The sequence below is a fragment of the Hymenobacter sp. 5516J-16 genome (assembly GCF_022919335.1).
In the GTDB taxonomy this organism is placed as follows: Bacteria; Bacteroidota; Bacteroidia; order Cytophagales; family Hymenobacteraceae; genus Hymenobacter; species Hymenobacter sublimis.
The window spans coordinates 880,252-897,619 of record NZ_CP095058.1 but is presented as its reverse complement, the minus strand read 5'-3'; the positions used below and the strand labels follow the sequence as shown (position 1 = coordinate 897,619).

Below are 17,368 nucleotides of genomic sequence, written 5' to 3'. Positions count from 1 at the left end.
TTGTTACATTTCAGAGGGGTAGCACAGTGGGCAGGATGGATGACCTCGGTGCCTTCGCCATGAGCCAACTTTCGCTTATCGCCCCGTATAATCAGCTAGCAGGCCCTCGTAAATCCAGTTGGCTAGGGCCTGGCGATTGTCGGCTACCACGAAGCGACGCTGGTCTTTGCTGTTGCGGATGTTGCCCAGCTCCATGAACACGGCCGGGGCATGGCTGGTGCGTACTTCGTAGAGGCTGCTCCGAATGGAAACGTTGCCGGAGTAGGGGCGGGTAGGCTGGGCGCGTTTGTAGCGGGCCGTGAACACCTTGTGAATGTTCTTGGCCAGGCGCAGGCCGGCCTGGCTGTTCTGGTGGTGGTAAAAGAATACGTCGATGTTCTGGCCGGCGCTGCGGCTGTCGACGTGCAAGCTCAGCAGGCGCTGGTAGGCACCTTTGTGGCGAGCGTAGAGCTTGTTGACCTGGGTCATGCGCTGGCGCAAGCGGCCAAGCTGGCTGAGCGGAATGCGCTGCTGGGGGTAGGTCAGCTCGTCGTAGTCCATTTTCAGTACGCTCTCGTCCCGGATGCCGTCGTTGGGGTCTTGTACCATCATGTACACCGTAGCGCCGTGCTCCATCAGCACCCGGGCCAGCCGGATGGTTACGTCGTAGGCGTACTCATCCTCGGCCAGCTTGTAGGTGCCGTACTGGCCGATGGCACCAGGGTCGGGGCCGGCGTGGCCCGGCGAGAGGTAGTACACTGCCCCCGTAGGGCTCGGTCGCGGACGGGCACCGGGCCGTAGGTGGGCCCGAAAAGCTTGGCCGGAAGCATGGGGGTAGTGCTGATGCCATGCGAAGTGGCAGCGCGGGTAGCTGGCGCGGTTCTGGCGCTGCTAGTGGCGCGGGGGTAGGGCGGGGCAGCAGGTAGGTACGCCCAATAATGAGGCCGTTGCGCTTGGTTAGGTTGGCGCGGTTCAGTTGCTGAAACTGGCGTAGGTGCCGGCTCGGAGTCAGCCCGTTGCGGTAGAGGAGCGTGTTCACCCCGTCACCCCGTTTGGCTACCACCCGCCGGTACTTGCTCTGGCTGAAGGCAAGCGTGGAAATCAGAAAGAGCAGGACGAAAAGAGTAACTGAGCGCAAAAGCAGAGGAGGTGTGATGAGAAAAGAAAAGTGGCCAGCTGGCAAAAAAGCGGTGCCAAAGCCCGTCGGCCGGCGCTGATAGCTGCCGCAACGCTCCCGGCACCGGGCCGCGGGCGTTACTACACTACAAAAAAGGCGTTAAATCCTTAGAGTACGAATAAAAAAGCCTGGCAGCTACCTTAATCCACTAGGCCAAACCTCTGGCAAGGGGCCACATTCGAGTGAAGCGGTTGCCGCGGGAACCTCTCGTGGCGCTACTTTCCGGGGCAGAAGCCGGGTGGCCGGCGGCCTGCCGGAGCAAGCGCGGTAAAACTAGTTGCAGTTTTTTTGCTTCTTCAACGCATGGCAACTACACCAATTCCGAAAAAGCTGCTGGCTCGTCAGCACGAAATAACGGCCGATTTTCTGCGGGCCATAGACCAGCACCTGGAGGATGTGGTGACGGGCCGCGTCACGGAAATGCTTGAAATTCGTGACCTGGCTGATCAGCTGCACATTCATCCTACCCATCTGAGCAATACCATCAAGCTGACCACCGGCCACCCGCCCTGCTACTATTTTGAGACGCGCATACTGGATATTGCCCGGGAGCAGTTGCGCGACCCTAGCCGCTCAGTGGCCACCATTGCGGCCGGGCTTACCTATGACCCCTCCAACTTCACGAAATTCTTTAAACGCTTTGCCGGGTGCACGCCCAAACAGTACCGGGAGCAGGTGTGGGCTGCGGAACGAACTGCCTCAGAATCGGAAACTCTCACCATTTAAACGGAACTACTCACCATACTTTCCGGCGGGAGGCGCAGCACCTTTGCACTGTTCACTTCAACCCCCGAAAGCAATGAGTAACACGAAAATAGCCCTTGTTACCGGCGGCAGCCGTGGCCTGGGCAAAGACATGGCCCTGAGCCTAGCCCGCAAAGGCACCGACGTACTGATTACCTACCACAGCAAAAAGGACGAAGCCGAAGCCGTGGTAGCTGAAATTCAGGGCTTGGGCCAGCAGGCGGCGGCATTGCAACTGAATGTGGCCGACAGCAAGAGCTTCGACGCCTTTTTTGCGCAGGTGCGCACTACCCTGCAGAGCGCTTTCCAGGCCGAACAGTTCCACTTTCTCGTGAACAACGCCGGGGTAGCCCTGTATTCGGCCTTCGCCGATACCACCGAAGAGCAGTTCGACGAGATGGTAGCGGTTCACTTGAAAGGTCCCTTCTTTCTAACTCAAAAAGCGTTGCCCCTGCTGGCTGATGGCGGACGTATTATCAATATCTCCTCGGGCTGGCGCGTTTTTCCCTACCGGGGTCCTCGGCCTACGCCAGCATGAAAGGCGCCATTGAAGTGCTGACTCGCTACCAGGCCAAGGAGTTGGGGGCCCGCGGCATTGCGGCCAACGTAGTAGCCCCCGGGGCCATTGCCACCGATTTTGGTGGCGGGCGGGTGCGCGACGATGAGCACCTGAACCAGTTCGTAGCGTCGCAAACGGCCCTGGGCCGGGTGGGCCAGCCCGAGGACATTGGCGGGGTAGTCGCCTTCCTGTGCTCCGAGGAAGGCCGCTGGGTGAACGCGCAGCGTTTGGAAGCCTCGGGCGGAATGCTTTTCTAGGCGGTCCTGCCTAACCTTCACTTCAGCCCCTAAGCAAACAGCCTCCCGAACGTGGTTCGGGAGGCTGTTTGCTTGGGCGAGGGTAGCACTAGTTCAGACGCGGAAGGCCGGACGCTCCGGGTTCCAGATGCCCCAAGGAATCATTACCAGCACAATCAGCAGGGCAATAAGAAACCAGGTGAAGGCTTTCTTGTGCTTCACAAGAGGGTCAATGGCTTTCTTGGACAGGGTGCGGCCGATTTGGGCGGCTACCACGGCCAGGATCATGCCCACCAGATGCTCCACGGCGAAAAAGCGGCTGCCGGCGTCTTTCATCACGGCGCTACCCGCTGTTTCGAAAGCCTTGAGGCCATAGGGGCTCAGGCTGAAATACAGAATTAGGCCTAGTAGCAACTGCAGGTGCATAGAGCCCACAAAGGCGGCGCCCATACCATTATCGGCCCCCGTCCAAGGGCGACCCTGCCGGCCCGTAAAGGCCCGAAACACAGCAATCAGCCCGAAAATAACAACCAGCCAGCGGGTCCAGGAGTGTAAAGCGAGGACGATGGTATACGTATTCATAAAAGAAAAAAAGGTGAGTTGGAAGCAGTAAAGGTCGCAGCCCGGCCGGAAAATGCAAGCCCGCGCCCGCTCACCTCTCTTAACGAGCAGCGGGTAAACGCACTGTGGCGCCGCTCCCGCGCCTAAGCCTGCGACTCGAACAGGGTTGGTATGGGCTCATGCTTGTGCCCTTCAAAGGTGAAAATCTTCTCCGGCACGAAACTCTCTCCCTCCTGGCGCAGAATAGCTAGGTTGTTGATGCTGATTTTCAGGTTGAACGTGTGCTGGTTCAGGTACTGCATAACGGGGCCTAGCAACTCCGGGGTGGTGTCGTGGAGGGCCAGGGAAATGTGGGGCAGCCAGCAGTCGGGCCCGCTAAACTTATCGGTGCGCAAGCAGAGCGGCGCGGTAGCCCGCAGAATGCGCTGGTGCAGGTTGTTCAGCGCATCGGAGCGCAGCACGGGAATGTAAATGACCGGGTTTGGGCCCGGAAAAACGCCCAGGCCGGTGGTAAATGCGGCAAAGGGCTGGGTGTGGCGCGCTACCTCGCGGAGCGCCTGCTTCAGCGCCGACAGCTTCCGCACCCCAGCCAGCTGGTAGGTAATATGCGGATCGGGCGTAGCCTGCACATCATCGAGGCCGAATTCGGCTTCCAGGCTCTTAATCAAACGGTTAATCCGTTCCGCGCTCTGCGGATTCAGAAGAGAAGTTATGGCCAGCATCGGTTCTTTAACTGAAAGCACTACGGATTGGTTGGGCCGCGCCGGCACGCGGCCATGAATACGATACTGCCACCCAAAGTGGGCGGCGGCCTGAAAAGCAGCCGGCAGTAGTAGCCGGGCCCGTTAGGGGCACAAAATACATGCCCCGGCAGACATGGCAAGCCGTCAGGAACAGAAATACCGAGGCTCAACAGCACCAGATCCGGCCCCGCCGCACCCACAACGCCGGGTTTCGAACCTTGGTTGGGGCTTCCCCGTAAGCCAAGCCGTGCTACTCTCCCGCAAACCAGCTCCTATGCTTGCTCCCGCACCGCCCCGGCGCCACTGGGGGCGCTGGCTGCTGCTGGGGGTAGGACTGCTTGTGCTACTCGCGGGCCTGGGAGTAACCTTTTTTCTGGACCCCTGGCTGCGTCGTACGCTGGAAGAGCAGGTGGCTCAAAGCACCAAAGGCCGCTACCAACTGCGCGTTACGGAGCTCCGAACCAGCCTCTGGCAACGCAGGGCTACCCTCCGCGGCCTGCACCTGCGCACAACCGCTGCCACTTCTCCCGATTCAGCGCGCCTGCCCCGGCTACAGCTGGCATTGGGGCGGCTGAACATCAGTGGGGTGGGCCTGCTGGCTCTGCTGCGGCGACAGGAAGTGCCAGTTGACAGCATCACGCTGGATTCTCTGACTTTGCATCTGGCCTCCCTACCCCAGGGCGGGAGCCAGCAGCCTTTGCATCAACGGCTTCCCTTCAAAGCAGTACGCCTTGGTCAGCTGGCCCTGCGCCACGTGCGCGCTACCTATGGCGCGGGCAACCAGGCTCAGGTACGGCTGGGAGAAAGCGCGGTAGTGCTGCAGGACGTATGGTTAAGTGCCGCCGGGGCAGCTGACTCCGGTCGGGTAGGCTACGCGGCGGCGGTAGCTGCGCAGGTGGCCGGAGCTACCGCGCAAGTGCCGGGCCACGAGGTGAAGTTGGTGCGGGCCACATTTTCGACTGGGAGCCGGCAACTGCGGCTTGATTCGGTGCTGGTGCATCCGCGGAAGCCCATCAGCAGCGTCCGCAGCTCGGCCATGCGCGTGAGTTTAGCCCTGCCCCAACTGGTACTAAGCGGACTGGATGCTGCCCAACTGAGCCGGCGCCGGTTCCGGGCTGATACGCTGCGCGCTACCCGTCCGCGCCTGGCCCTCACTTTGCCCACCCAAAAGCCACCAGCCCTGCACGAACTCCTACAACCCTACCTGGCGGAGTGCCGGCTAGGCAGTATGCAAGTAACCGGCGGCCAGCTGCGCGTGGCCGGACTGGCCCTGGCCCCAGCCCTGGCTGATATGACGGTAGCAGCTAGCGGCATTCAGGTGCTGCCGCGCCAAGGAACTCCTACCGACATTCACTACGCCCGCGCCTGGCAGGTACGCACCGGCGCCGCCACTGCTACCCTGGATGCGCCCTACTACCACCTTTCCTGGCAGAGCCTGCGGGCAGACAGCCGGACGGGCCAAGTGCAAATTCGGCAGGTGCTGGCCTTGCCCACCATGAGCGTGGTGGAGTTGGCCCGGAGCAAAAAGCACCAGTCGGCCCACGTTTCCGTGCGCTTGCCGGAGGTAGTGCTAACCGGCCTCGATTTTCCGGCGGCCGCCAACCAGCAGCAACTGCGCGCCACAGCCCTGCTGGTCCGGCACCCCCAAATCAGCACCCGCAGCGACGGGCGTTTTGCCACCAACCCGAACATTTCCGTGGTGACGCCCGAAATGCTGGGCCGCCTACCGTTTCAGTTTGCCCTTAACCGCTTTGGCATTCAGGACGCCACCCTGGCCCTGACCTTCCGCTCCCCCCGCGACCCGCAGCCCGGCGTCATGAGTATCAACCGCCTCAACGTCAGGCTGCGCAACCTCACCAACGACCCGCGCCGCATGAGTGCCGCTACCCCCTGACGGGCGAGGCTACTGGCTGGCTTCAAAACCAGTGCGCCGCCCGCATGAGCCTGCGAGCTAACTTGCTAGATGCCAGTGGGCGGCATACGTTACAAGGGGAGTTTGGGGCTGCGTCGCTTTCCATGCTGAACTCCATGATTGTGCCCACCCGCGGCATTGCCATCCGTAGGGGCACGGTGCGCCGCATCCGGTTTCAGATGCAGCTGGACCGCACGGCTGCCCGGGGCACCATGTGGGGCGAGTACGCCGACCTGAAGCTGCAGCTGCTTAACCAGCAGGAGCGGCCTGGTGTGCTGCACCGGGTAGGTACTTCACTAGTCAACGGTATCTTCATCCGCGACAATAACCCGCGCAAGCCCGGTCAGCCCCTACAAACCGGCATCATTGCCTCGAGCCGGGAACGGCGCTACTCCGTTTTTTCCCTCTGGCGCCAAGGCATGGTGAGTGGCCTGCTCCATAGCGCCGGTGTACCAGCCGGCATGGCCAAAAAGCTTAGTGAGGCGGAGTAACGCTCAGCGAATGAGGTATTTATTGCCAGCAGCTTAGTTACGGTTACTCACCTCTGTACTCAATAGGTTTAGCGTGCTGGCGTTGGCGGAGCGAGTTAGTTCACGCTGCTTGCGTGAGTTGCTCGGCACTGTTTCCTGCCTAACGCGAACTTATTTCTGCTGCCGGAGCCATGTGTAGGCCGAGGCCACGTCGTCGAAGGTAGCTACCAGGGGTTTCTCCAGGTAGCGCATCATTTTGTCGGCGGCTGCGCGGCCCTGGAAATCGGGGGCGTACACCCAGGCCAGGTAGCGCAAACCCGCCGCGTACATATCGCGCAGCCAGGAAATGCCCCAGGTAGTAAGCTGAAGAGCGGCTCGCGTGACGTTGGAGTTATCGTTCAAAATTTTTGCGGCAGGCCATTCACTTAAAACCGTCAGAATCAGGTCGCAACCCGCCCGGCCCGACTCCTGGTTATGCTCGCCCCACCAGTTCACGTAAAGCCATTTATTATGGTAGTCGTAGCTAATGGTAATGCCCGGCGAGTCAATAATAATATGCTGCATACATAAGAAAAAAGTAGACGACAGCTGCCTGTCAACGGGTCAGGAAACAGCCAAAAACCGGAATACTGGATTCATCAGGTCTAGCTTGAAAAACGAGGACCGGATGAAGGACGGAATCAAGAGCCCGAAGCTACGGAGGAATCGAGCCTGCTGGTTCATGTACCGACATAAATTGTTGCCCGCGCCTGATAACGTGCTTTCTGGCTTTTGCATATGCAGTTAGTGCCTCCTTTGCTGGCAGCGGAAGGAATTTTCGGTCGGCCCTGGCCTAGCGCGTGCGCCGCATCGGATTCCCCTCTATCTTGACAGGCGAAACCCCACTTCTCTATGAACCGCCGACTATTTCTGCGCAACGGCTCCCTGGCCGGACTGGCGCTGTCCTCGTTTTCCCTCGCGGCTTGCTCCACGGGGGCGAAAAAAACACTACCCCGGAAGGCGCCGCCACTGCCGGAGATGCCGCCGCTACCGATTTTGAACTGCACGAAGCCACGGTAACGGCGCTGCAGGAAAAAATGAAGAGCGGGCAGCTAACCGCCCGCCGCATTACGGAGCTGTACCTGGAGCGGATTGAGGCCATTGATAAGGCTGGGCCCAAGCTCCGGTCGGTTATTGAGGTAAACCCCGATGCGCTCAGCATTGCCGATACCCTGGACCAGGAGCGCAAAAACGGCAAGCTGCGCGGCCCCTTGCACGGTATTCCGGTGCTGATCAAGGATAATATTGATACCGCCGACAAGCAGCAGACCACGGCCGGCTCCTTGGCCCTAGCCGGCCACAAGGCAACCCAGGACGCCTTCATTGTGAAGAAGTTGCGCGAAGCTGGCGCCGTGGTGCTGGGCAAAACCAACCTGAGCGAGTGGGCCAACTTCCGCTCCACGCGCTCCACCAGCGGCTGGAGCAGCCGGGGCGGCCAAACCAAGAATCCCTACATTCTGGACCGCACGCCCAGCGGCTCGAGCGCCGGTTCGGGGGCCGCGGCCGCGGCCAACCTTTGCGCCTTGGCCATTGGCACCGAAACGGATGGCTCCATCGTGTCACCTTCGTCGTGCAGCGGGCTGGTAGGATTCAAGCCTACGGTGGGCCTATGGAGCCGCTCCGGCATCATTCCTATTTCGGCCACCCAGGATACAGCCGGCCCCATGACCCGCACCGTGCAGGACGCCGCCATTTTGCTGGGTGCCCTGGCTGGGGAGGATGCTACCGATGCTGTAACCAAAGAAAGCGCGGGCAAAACCCAGCCCGACTACACCACATTTCTGAACCCGAACGGGTTGAAAGGCAAACGCCTAGGCGTGGAAAAAGGCCATCTGACCGGTGCTTCCGACGCCATTCCGCTACTCAAGCAGGCCGTAGAGCTGCTGAAAGCCCAGGGCGCCACGGTGGTAGAAGTAGAGGTAGAAAAGCTTACCGACCCCCTGGGCCAAGCCGAGTACGACGTGCTGCTCTACGAGTTCAAAGACGGCGTGAACAAGTACCTGGCTACGGCCGGTGCGGGCGTGAAAACCCTCACGGATGTCATTCGCTTCAACACGGAAAACAAGGCCAAGGCCATGCCTTTCTTCCAGCAGGAAATCCTGGAAGCTTCTGACAAGCTGGAAGGCCTGGCAAGCCCCAAGTACCAGGCCGCGCTGCGCAAGTCGCACCAGGGTGCCCGCGCCGCTATCGACAACGTACTGCGCGAAAACAAGCTCGATGGTCTCGTTGCCATTACCAACGCCCCGGCCCGCTGCATCGACCTGATTAACGGCGACTCAGGCGGCGGCCCCGGCTTTTCTTCGCCAGCCGCCATGGCCGGCTACCCCCACATTACGGTGCCCATGGGCCAGGTACACGGCCTGCCCGTCGGCCTTTCGTTTGTGGGTGGGGCCTACCAAGAAGGGCCGTTGCTGACCTTGGCCTACGCCTATGAGCAGGCCTCTAAAAAGCGGGTAGCCCCGGAGTTCAAGGCGCCATTTGTAGGGTAGTCCCGCCTTAGTGCTCACACGCAAAAACCGCCCGGCCCTAGTCTGCTTCGACTAGGGCCGGGCGGTTTTTGGGGTTAACTAGAATCAGTGGAGTAGTCTAGCGCTGCTCCTCTTCCGTGTGCTCCCCGCGGCTGGTGCGGGTGTTGGAGGAGGTAGCGCTGCCCGAGCCACCCTCTTCGCCGGCTTCCGCGTCAAGGTGCAGCTCGTAGCCGCCTACCCCGTACGTGGGGCGGCCCGAAGATTGGCCAACCGGGCTGCCATCCTGCCGGCCTTGGGCGGCGCGTTCAGCGAGGTCGTCGTTTTCGGTCACGTTATTGGTGGGGTCGTTGGTTGCCATAGCAGTAGTGAGTCGTTACATGAACAGATACGGCCTTATACGGCCCTAGCGCTATTCGTAGCCGATTTTCCGTCAAAAACCAGCTAACCGCCTGGCTGCGGTTAGGGTACGTACTGCTCCGTTACGCTGGTTACCACGTTCTGCCGGGTCTCAACGATAAAGGGAGCATAGCGAAATACATCCGTGCCTTGAGCTACCACTTCGGCGGGGTAGCGTTGTACTGGCGCAGTTCACCGGTTTTGTTCCAGAGCGTTAGCACGGCCTGGTCAGCGAGGCGAAAGGTGCGCTGGCGCGGGCTGTCATTTACGATGTAGTAATCGTTGAAGACCGAGTAAATCGTGTCGCCGTTTTGCACGTCCACTTGAGCGTCGCCTTTACGCTGGGCTGCGGCCACGGCATCGGCCCCGTTCAGAAACTGGATGTAGTCGACGGTGACGTAGTACTGGCCTTTCTGCTGATAGAAGCGCCGGATGTAGCCGTGGTTGCGGCCGGTAGCACCCACCGTTTCCGTCGTCGACATCTCACCTTTTACGGCGGCCGGTACGTTGTCGCGGGCCTCGGCTACGGAGGTTTCCTGCTCCGAGCGGCAGGCGGCAACGACCAAAAGTAGGACAAGGGGTAGAGGAGAGAAAGGACGGTTCATGCGCAGGTGTACGGGGTAGGGAAGAGGCAGTTTGGGCGGTTTACTACAAAAGCGGCGGCGAAATATCCCGTAATTGTAAATATTATCTTTGTTTAAGACTCACCACGGCTTTCCCATGGCTCCCATCACGCAGCTTTCCCAACTCGACTTCACGAAGACGTACACTTACGCCGACTATTTGACTTGGCAGCTCTCGGAGTGGGTAGAACTAATTCGGGGCCGGGTGCGCCTGATGAGCCCCGCCCAAAGCGGCAGCACCAGGATATTACTCGCAACATCGAGTTTTCTATTATGCAGTTCCTGCGGGGCAAGCACTACAAGATGTATCATGCTCCGTTTGATGTGCGTTTGACCCGCGCTACCCCCAACGGCGACGCCAGCATTGAAACCGTGGTGCAGCCCGATATCTGTGTCATCTGCGACCTGCAGAAGCTCGACGACCGCGGCTGCCTCGGTGCCCCCGACTGGATCATCGAAATCCTCTCGCCCGGCAACGTTTCCCGCGACACGAAGGAGAAGTTCGACCTCTACGAGGAGGTAGGCGTGCGCGAATACTGGATGGTAACGCCCGAGCAGAAAAACGTAGTAGTATGTCTGCTAGGCGAAGATGGCCGCTACGAGCTACGCGGCGAGTTTTACGCGCCCGGCCTGATTCCAGTGGCTACCCTGCCGGAACTGCAGATGGAGTGGGCGGAGGTGTTTGAGGGCGTGTAGTAAATCGGCTTTCGGTGAGCAAGTTGAAATTTCAACGGGTGTTGAATATTTACGCAACCTTCCCATCTTTGCATCAGTTAAAAGCAAAATGGCAGGCAGCCAAACGGGCTACCTGCCACCACTTTACCGGTGTTCGAGCCAGTAGCTGACTACGGCTCTAATTACCGCTCCCAAAGCTGTTTTGCTCAGCTCTAAAAGAACGGGAAACCAACCAGCCTTGCTGACTTGTTTCCCTTCCGTACGCACCTTCTTCATTTCCGAGTAGAAGTTAGGGTGTACTAGCACCCACTTCTTGAAACCCCGGTCTGCTCCAACAGCCGGGGTTTCGCCGTTCATAGGCAACCGTGTTGGAGGGGTGTTTACCGTACGTTGCTGGCAAGATACAAGCTGTTGGTGGGCCTGGCAAAGTGCGGCAAACTTTATAGAGACTAGGTCATAAGTATAGAAATACCCTCCGTCCAAAACCCGTACCTTTGCAGCTTCATAGCAAAGTAGGATGATTTCCATTACCGACCTCGACTTTCATTTCGGCTCGCGTACCCTCTACGACAAGGCCAACCTGCATATCAAGCCTAAGGATAAGATTGGCCTCATTGGGCTCAACGGCCGGGGCAAATCGACGCTGCTGCGTATTCTGGTGGGTGAGTACAAGCCCGACGGTGGTAGCATCTCCATGAGCAAGGATGTGAGCCTGGGCTTCCTAAACCAGGATTTGCTTAGCTACGACTCCCACGAATCCATTCTGGTGGTGGCCATGCAGGCTTTTGCCGAGGCTCTGGAGATTCAGAAGAAGATTGACGAGGTACTGCTGGAGTTTGAAACCAACTACACCGACGACCTGGTAGAAAAGCTGGCGACCCTGCAGGAGCGTTTCGAGGCCCTGGGCGGCTACACCATGCAGGCCCGCGCCGAGGAAATCCTGGAAGGCTTGGGCTTTACCACGGAGGAGCTGCAGCGCCCCCTGAAGCTGTTCTCGGGGGCTGGCGCATGCGCGTGATGCTGGCCAAAATCCTGCTGCAGCAACCCTCGCTACTCCTGCTCGACGAACCAACCAACCACTTAGACTTGCCCTCCATTAAGTGGATTGAAAACTACCTGGCTGGCTACGAGGGTGCCGTTATCATCGTGAGCCACGACCGGGAATTCCTGGACCGCACCACCAACACCACGGTGGAGGTAACGGGCGGCAAGCTGGTGCCCTACGCCGGCAATTATAGCTTCTACCTCGAAGAAAAGGAAGAGCGCAACGCCATTCAAAAGGGTGCCTTCGAAAACCAGCAGGCCCAGATTCGGCAGGCGGAGCGCTTTATTGAGCGGTTCAAGGCCAAGGCCAGCAAAGCCAAGCAGGCCCAAAGCCGCGTGAAGATGCTGGATAAGCTGGAGCGCATCGACGACGTAGCCCAGGACGACGCCCGCGTGAACATCAAGTTCAACTTCACCGTCACGCCCGGCCGCCACATCCTACGCATGGAGCACGTGGGCAAGAAGTACGGGGAGAAAACCATCTTCCGCGATACCCACGTGCACATTGAGCGCGGCGACAAAATTGCCCTTATTGGGGCCAACGGCAAGGGCAAGTCCACGCTGATGCGCCTGGTAGCGGGCTCTGAGGTGCCATCTGCCGGCAACCACCAGTTGGGCCATAACGTCATCATGTCGTTCTACGCCCAGCACCAGCTGGAAAGCCTGCGCATTGAGAATGAGATTCTGCAGGAAATGGTAGAGGCCGGCTCGAAGCGCTCGGAAATGGAGCTGCGCTCGGTGCTGGGCTCCTTCCTGTTCACCGGCGACGACGTGTACAAGAAAATCAAGGTGCTGAGCGGGGGCGAGAAAAGCCGCGTGGCGCTGGCTAAAACCCTGATTTCGGAGGCCAACTTCCTACTCCTCGACGAACCGACCAACCACCTGGACATGCAGTCGGTGAACATCCTGATTCAGGCCCTGGATCAGTATCAGGGTACCTACATCGTGATTAGCCACGACCGTTTCTTTGTGGAAAATGTGGCCAACAAAATCTGGTACATCGAAGATTACCAGCTGAAGGAGTACCCCGGCACCTACAACGAGTACGAGCAGTGGCAGGAAGACCGCGAAAAGGCGGCTAAAAAAGCCGGCCTACCCTCGCCATCGGCTCCGAAACCTCTGCCCAAGGAGGAAAAGAAAGTAGAAGCCGCACCCGCCAAAACGCCTTCGCCCGACCAGAAGAAAGCCTTAAAGGAGCTGGCCGAGGTAGAAAAGAAGATTGACGAGCGGGAAAAGGAGCTGGCCCAGTACGAAGCTCAACTCGCCGACCCCCAGATCTATCAGAACGCCGCCCAACTCAAGGACGCTACCCTCAAATTCGAACAGGTAAAAAAAGAGCTGGCTCAACTGAACGACCGTTGGGAAATGCTGGCGGAAATGTAACGGTGAGCCATTGAGCATTGAAAAAGCCTGGCCGGAAGCATGTAGCTTCTGGCCAGGCTTTTTTATTGAACAAGTGTAGCAGCTAGTAAACTCGTTAAACCATCCTGTGGAGGCGCAGTTGAAGCATCTCGCGTGCTGAAGACTGCAGTGCTACCCAATGCAATGGGTTGAGCCGTTTCAGCGGCGCCTCTGCATAGCGGTATATATTGCGCTGAGTAGGATTAGCGAGGCGCTGTGTGCAGTGGCTTCCCGAGTGGAACGGTCCTCAATAAACGGCCGTGGGGCTGTCGGTCAGAGACTTAAGGAAGTCAATGATGGCCTGCTGCTCGGCTTGGCTTAGCTTAAGCTTGTCCTCGGCTAGGGTTTGGGTAGGTACGGAGAGGCCCAGACCGGTGCCGCCGCCTCGGTTGTAGAAGTCCAGAACTTGCTCCAGGGTTTGGTACGCGCCGTTGTGCATGTAGGGAGCGGTAAGGGCAGCATTACGGACGGTAGGAGTTTTGAAAGCGTGCCGCTGGTGGGCAATGCCGTAAAGCAGAAACTTGCCTTGGTCGGTGTCCAGGGTTGGGTGCAGGGTATCGGCCGAGGTAGGCACGCCTAGCACTTCGCTTTCGGTTTTGTCGTAGAGGGGCGGCACGGTGCCGTTGAACAGGGGCAGGTAGTGGCAGGTGCCGCATTGGGCCTTGCCCATGAACAGGTTGAACCCCAGGATTTCCCGGCTGCTCAGCACGGCCGTGTCGCCGCGCAGAAACTGGTCGAAGCGGCTGTTGAGGCGCACCAGGGAGCGGACGTAAGCCGCCACCGCACGCCGGATGTTGCGCTCGGTAACAGGCTCACGCTCCGTAGTAAAGGCCTGGGCAAATAGCTTGGGGTAGGCACCTTTGCGCCGCAGCAGGGCCGGTGCCTCACTGAGCTGGCCGCCCATTTCGGCTTTGCTGGACACGACTGCGTGCACCTGATCTTCTAGGAAATGCACCCGGCTGTCGTAGAACTGGTCGGGCTGCAGGGCGGCGTTAAGCAGGGTAGGGGTGTTGCGCTCTAACTCCGCCTCGGCCAGCAGGGAACGGTTCACGCGCAACCCATCCGCGTAAGCCTGGGTGGGCACGTGGCAGCTGGCGCAGGAGCGCCCGCCGCGCCCCGATAAAATAGGCTCCTGAAACAAGGCTTCGCCGAGGGCCAGCACCGCCGGAGTGGGCGCGGCCGCATCGGCGGGGGCAAAAAATCCGGGGTCAAATGCATCGGCCACGAAAAAGCTAGCCGCATCAGCCCGCACCGCCCGGCGGGTAGCTAGGAAGGGAATCTGCCGTTGCTGCTGGGCCTCGCGCAGGGCCGCCAGGGCCGGGTTGAAATAGCGCACGAAGAAACGGGCGCGGTCAAAGGAGTTGAAGTCTTGCCCGGAGGTGGCTACGGCCGCTTCGCAGCGGCGCAAATGGGTAGTGAGGGCTGCTGGCGCGTCAAACAGGCCTACTACCTCTCGGGTAGCCTGTAGGGTAACAGCCGCTTCGGGCAGGGAGGCGTGCGCCGCCGGGGAGTCGAAACCGGAGACTCCCTTGGCGGCCAGCCGGTACAGGTTCAGGCGCAGGGCGTCAAACACTTCGGCGTCGGAAAAAGCCAGGTGGGGAGCCTGGCGCTCCAATTGCTGCACCTGAAACAGCAGGTTGTCGATTTCCTGATGAATCAGGTCCCGGTTGGCGCGGGTATCGGGAGCCGCAAACACGATTTCTTCCAGCACCTGAAACCCGCTGGGCTGAATAACCTCGCCTGGCTCGCCCGGCTCCGTTTCGGGTAGGGCCGCCCCGTTGATGCGGCCCGCCGCGTGCGGGTAGTAATATTCCACGGCAAACTCCAGGTGCTTGTACTCCCGCCGGCAAGCGGCAAACTCAACTCGTAGGGCGGTGGTATCGGCCTGGTAGGTGCGCTGCTGAAAGTGGGTTAGGGCCGCGTGTAGGCGCTTCAAATGGTCATCGTAGTAGCTTTTTACCTGCTCGGCAGGCGTGCGGTGTAGCACCGCAAACGAAAACAGCAACCCCGACAAGCCCAGCAACAAAGAGCGGAGCGCGGCGGGGTAGCAGGTCAGATTGGAAGACATTAGAAGTAGAGTTTAACCCCTGGCAGGGCCGTCTCGGCTTGGCGTTGGGCCGTCGGGGTAAAGGCGTTTTGCTTGACGATGACAGTCTTCAGCTTCTTCAGCTTGCGCAGGGAGCGGGGCAGGGCCGTAAGCTGGTTGTCGTTGACAATCAGCATTTCCAGGGCTTGCAGCTGGCCCAGGCTGTTGGGCAGGGCCTTGAGCTGGTTGCCGGACAGGATAAGCACTTTCAGATTTCGGCAGCGGCCCAGGCTGGCCGGCAACTCCTCCAGCTGGTTGTTGGACAGGTTTAGCTCCTCTAGCTGGGTGAGGCCCTCCAGGCGGGCCGGCAGATGCTGCAGCTTATTGTCGTTCAGGTACACGTAGCGCAGGCTCTGCAGGCGGCCCAGCGAAGCAGGCAGGAACAAGAGCTGATTGTGCGAAACGTCGCAGTACTCAAGCTGGGTCAGCTGCCCTACCTGCTCCGGCAGGGAGGTAAAGTTGTTGTGGGCGCTCATGAGGTAGCGCAAGCTGTCGAGGCTGCCAATGCTGGGCGGGAGCTCCGTGAGCATGTTCTGCTCAATCTGCAGCTGCCGCAGCCGGCGGAGGTTGCCAATGGTCGGCGGCAAATCCAGCAAACTGTTCTTATTGACGAATAACACCCGCAGGCTATCCAACTGCACCAGGTTGTCGGGGAGGTGGCGCAGGTGGTTTTCGTGGGCAAACAACAGCCGCAGCCGCCGCAGCTGCTCCACGTTGCCGGGCAGCAGTTCCAGATTTTGCCCCCGCAGGTTCAGCTCCGTCACGCAGGCCGGCTGGCGCAGGGCACCCGGCAGGGAAAAAGAAACTTTCGTGGGGCACTGGCCCAAGCACGTGTTGCCCTGCAGAAACTGCAGGGCAACAACTAGGATGGTTAGCAAGGAGACGACAGGCTGCTTCACTGCTTGCTGAACGGACGCGTGGTGGTGGTAGTAGCCGTTTTAATAACCAGGTAGTAATACCCGCTGCGCAGCTTGCCCACGGGCACCCGCAGGGTGTTGGCCCCGGCCGTAAGGGTAGCCGGCTGTTCCAATACGCGGGCTCCCACACTGGTCAGTACTTGCAGGGTAGCGGCTTCGCGCTGGGTGTGGGTTAGGTGCAGCGTTAGCTCGCCGTCCTCAATGGGTTGGGGTAGAGCTCCACCTTCGCCAGCTCCGGCTTGCCTTTGGTTGATGACAACGGGGTAGCCGTGCCCAGCGTGCCCTTGCGGCCAATTACCAAGGCCGTCGACTTGTTGAAGACCACCGACTGGCCCGCCGCATCCGTGGTAGCCAGCGAATTGGTTTCTTCGGGCTTTGCATGGAAATAAAGATGAACCGCTCGTCGGGCGAGAAGGTCATGCCGGTTGGCTCGCAGCCGGCGGGCGTCACGGCAAACAGCTCCACGGCCGGCGCGGCCTGGGTGTGACAGGGCTTAATCAGCCAGATGTGGTTCAGGCCCCCGTCCTGCAGCACGTACAGGTTGCCCTGGGAATCGAAGGTAAGGTTATCGTTGCCGGTGCGCCAGGGCTCGGAAATGGAGCCCGAGCCGTAGTTGATAGGATAGGCTTGGTTGGTTACCGTGGGCGAGTTGCCGGCGAAGATTTCAAAGTTGCTGACGGTGGTGCCGCTAGCGCCCGAGTCGGTGAAGCGGTAGATGGTGCCGGGGCCTTTGGCCGTGAAGTAGATCTGGCCGGTAAGCGGGCTGATTTCCACGTCTTCTACGCCATTGAAGCTGGTTGCGCCCAGGGCCCGGGCCGCTACCGTGGTGTTGTTGCACTCGGCGGGCGTGGAGTTGGGTACCTGAATCCAGGTGCCGGAAGTAGCCGTGCCAATGGCTCCGTTCAGCTTCAGCGCGTACAGGGTGCCCGCTCCCAGCTGCCCGGCGGTAGTGGCCACAAACTTGTACACAAAGCTGTTGGACGAGCCATCATCTGCCCCTTCGTAGGCGGTGCGCAGGTCGGCGGCTACCACAATGTTCTCGTGCTTCAGGCGGCCCATCTGCCACAGCTTGTCGGGCTGACCGTCGCCGTTCTGGTCCTTCACGGTGTGCGTAGCCGGGTCGATTTCCACGTTCCAGCCCGAGTCCAGGTACCCATCGTTGTTGGTATCGACGGGGTTGGTAGGGCCCAGGTTTTCCTCGCAGGTCACAATGCTGCTCCAGGGCGTTACCGTACCCGAGCAGTTGTTGATAGTACCGATAACCGGCGCAAAATTCACGGGGTGCTTGGCCGTCACGTTCCAGAGCTTGGAGGTGGCGTTGAAGTTCAGGCTCAGCAT

Annotated in this window: 19 protein-coding genes and 1 pseudogene; 8 read left to right on the top strand and 12 right to left on the bottom strand. The window is 59.9% G+C overall.

Annotated elements, in window-relative coordinates:
* Window positions 1-75: 75 nt before the first annotated feature.
* Window positions 76-738 carry an N-acetylmuramoyl-L-alanine amidase gene (locus tag MUN84_RS04395; RefSeq protein WP_244696812.1) on the bottom strand — a complete coding sequence of 221 codons (663 nt, stop codon included), beginning with the start codon at window positions 736-738 and terminating at the stop codon, window positions 76-78.
* A gap of 721 nt (window positions 739-1,459) precedes the next feature.
* On the opposite strand from MUN84_RS04395, the gene MUN84_RS04390 reads away from it, so the two are divergent.
* From MUN84_RS04390 to MUN84_RS23525, 3 genes are all read left to right on the top strand, one after another.
* Entirely contained in the window at window positions 1,460-1,882 is a 423-nt protein-coding gene (locus MUN84_RS04390) for a helix-turn-helix domain-containing protein (protein WP_244696811.1), read from the top strand.
* 73 nt (window positions 1,883-1,955) lie between these two features.
* Entirely contained in the window at window positions 1,956-2,438 is a 483-nt protein-coding gene (locus tag MUN84_RS23530) for an SDR family NAD(P)-dependent oxidoreductase (protein WP_317239107.1), read from the top strand.
* Window positions 2,435-2,716 carry an SDR family oxidoreductase gene (locus tag MUN84_RS23525; RefSeq protein ID WP_317239106.1) on the top strand — a complete coding sequence of 94 codons (282 nt, stop codon included), beginning with the start codon at window positions 2,435-2,437 and terminating at the stop codon, window positions 2,714-2,716. The genes MUN84_RS23530 and MUN84_RS23525 overlap by 4 nt, the downstream gene beginning before the upstream one ends.
* A gap of 93 nt (window positions 2,717-2,809) precedes the next feature.
* On the opposite strand, the gene MUN84_RS04380 is transcribed toward MUN84_RS23525, so the two are convergent.
* Together MUN84_RS04380 and MUN84_RS04375 are read right to left on the bottom strand one after the other, a co-directional pair.
* Window positions 2,810-3,277: a hypothetical protein gene (locus MUN84_RS04380; RefSeq protein ID WP_244696810.1), complete on the bottom strand. Its 468-nt coding sequence runs from the start codon at window positions 3,275-3,277 to the stop codon at window positions 2,810-2,812.
* Between the two features lie 122 nt (window positions 3,278-3,399).
* Window positions 3,400-3,978: a 2'-5' RNA ligase family protein gene (locus MUN84_RS04375; RefSeq protein ID WP_244696809.1), complete on the bottom strand. Its 579-nt coding sequence runs from the start codon at window positions 3,976-3,978 to the stop codon at window positions 3,400-3,402.
* A 295-nt stretch (window positions 3,979-4,273) separates the two neighbouring features.
* Between MUN84_RS04375 and MUN84_RS04370 the strand changes: the two genes are divergently transcribed.
* A complete protein-coding gene (locus MUN84_RS04370) occupies window positions 4,274-5,893 on the top strand; it encodes a hypothetical protein (RefSeq protein ID WP_244696808.1) in 1,620 nt (539 codons plus the stop codon).
* Window positions 5,894-5,937: 44 nt separating this feature from the next.
* Window positions 5,938-6,402, top strand: a complete 465-nt coding sequence (locus MUN84_RS04365) for a hypothetical protein (RefSeq protein WP_244696807.1) — start codon at window positions 5,938-5,940, stop codon at window positions 6,400-6,402.
* A 150-nt stretch (window positions 6,403-6,552) separates the two neighbouring features.
* On the opposite strand, the gene MUN84_RS04360 is transcribed toward MUN84_RS04365, so the two are convergent.
* The gene (locus MUN84_RS04360; RefSeq protein ID WP_244696806.1) at window positions 6,553-6,945 is read right to left on the bottom strand and encodes a hypothetical protein; all 393 of its coding nucleotides are present in this window, start codon (window positions 6,943-6,945) and stop codon (window positions 6,553-6,555) included.
* Window positions 6,946-7,343: 398 nt separating this feature from the next.
* On the opposite strand from MUN84_RS04360, the gene MUN84_RS04355 reads away from it, so the two are divergent.
* Window positions 7,344-8,909, top strand: coding sequence for an amidase (locus MUN84_RS04355; protein ID WP_244696805.1), 1,566 nt, complete (start codon window positions 7,344-7,346; stop codon window positions 8,907-8,909).
* A gap of 97 nt (window positions 8,910-9,006) precedes the next feature.
* Here the strand turns inward: MUN84_RS04355 and MUN84_RS04350 are convergent, their stop codons facing one another.
* Together MUN84_RS04350 and MUN84_RS04345 are read right to left on the bottom strand one after the other, a co-directional pair.
* Window positions 9,007-9,246 carry a hypothetical protein gene (locus MUN84_RS04350; protein ID WP_244696804.1) on the bottom strand — a complete coding sequence of 80 codons (240 nt, stop codon included), beginning with the start codon at window positions 9,244-9,246 and terminating at the stop codon, window positions 9,007-9,009.
* Window positions 9,247-9,439: 193 nt separating this feature from the next.
* Complete coding sequence (locus tag MUN84_RS04345) at window positions 9,440-9,850, bottom strand: hypothetical protein (protein ID WP_244696803.1); 411 nt, start codon at window positions 9,848-9,850, stop codon at window positions 9,440-9,442.
* A 237-nt stretch (window positions 9,851-10,087) separates the two neighbouring features.
* Between MUN84_RS04345 and MUN84_RS04340 the strand changes: the two genes are divergently transcribed.
* Window positions 10,088-10,603 (top strand): Uma2 family endonuclease, encoded by a 516-nt coding sequence (locus MUN84_RS04340; protein WP_244696802.1) that lies wholly within the window; start codon window positions 10,088-10,090, stop codon window positions 10,601-10,603.
* Window positions 10,604-10,726: 123 nt separating this feature from the next.
* On the opposite strand, the gene MUN84_RS04335 is transcribed toward MUN84_RS04340, so the two are convergent.
* Window positions 10,727-10,939: a hypothetical protein gene (locus MUN84_RS04335; protein ID WP_244696801.1), complete on the bottom strand. Its 213-nt coding sequence runs from the start codon at window positions 10,937-10,939 to the stop codon at window positions 10,727-10,729.
* A 160-nt stretch (window positions 10,940-11,099) separates the two neighbouring features.
* Here MUN84_RS04335 and abc-f point away from each other — a divergent pair.
* Window positions 11,100-13,009, top strand: a pseudogene (gene abc-f / locus MUN84_RS04330) (ribosomal protection-like ABC-F family protein).
* A 265-nt stretch (window positions 13,010-13,274) separates the two neighbouring features.
* Here abc-f and MUN84_RS04325 read toward each other — a convergent pair.
* From MUN84_RS04325 to MUN84_RS04305, 5 genes are read right to left on the bottom strand one after another with little or no spacing between them, the layout of a single operon-like run.
* Entirely contained in the window at window positions 13,275-15,095 is a 1,821-nt protein-coding gene (locus MUN84_RS04325) for a cytochrome-c peroxidase (protein ID WP_244696800.1), read from the bottom strand.
* Entirely contained in the window at window positions 15,095-15,991 is an 897-nt protein-coding gene (locus MUN84_RS04320; protein ID WP_244696799.1) for a leucine-rich repeat domain-containing protein, read from the bottom strand. Before MUN84_RS04320 ends, MUN84_RS04325 begins: the two co-directional genes overlap by 1 nt.
* 17 nt (window positions 15,992-16,008) lie before the next feature.
* A complete protein-coding gene (locus MUN84_RS04315) occupies window positions 16,009-16,158 on the bottom strand; it encodes a hypothetical protein (protein ID WP_244696798.1) in 150 nt (49 codons plus the stop codon).
* A gap of 56 nt (window positions 16,159-16,214) precedes the next feature.
* Window positions 16,215-16,355: a hypothetical protein gene (locus MUN84_RS04310; protein WP_244696797.1), complete on the bottom strand. Its 141-nt coding sequence runs from the start codon at window positions 16,353-16,355 to the stop codon at window positions 16,215-16,217.
* Window positions 16,325-17,368, bottom strand: a complete 1,044-nt coding sequence (locus tag MUN84_RS04305; protein WP_244698660.1) for a PhoX family protein — start codon at window positions 17,366-17,368, stop codon at window positions 16,325-16,327. The genes MUN84_RS04310 and MUN84_RS04305 overlap by 31 nt, the downstream gene beginning before the upstream one ends.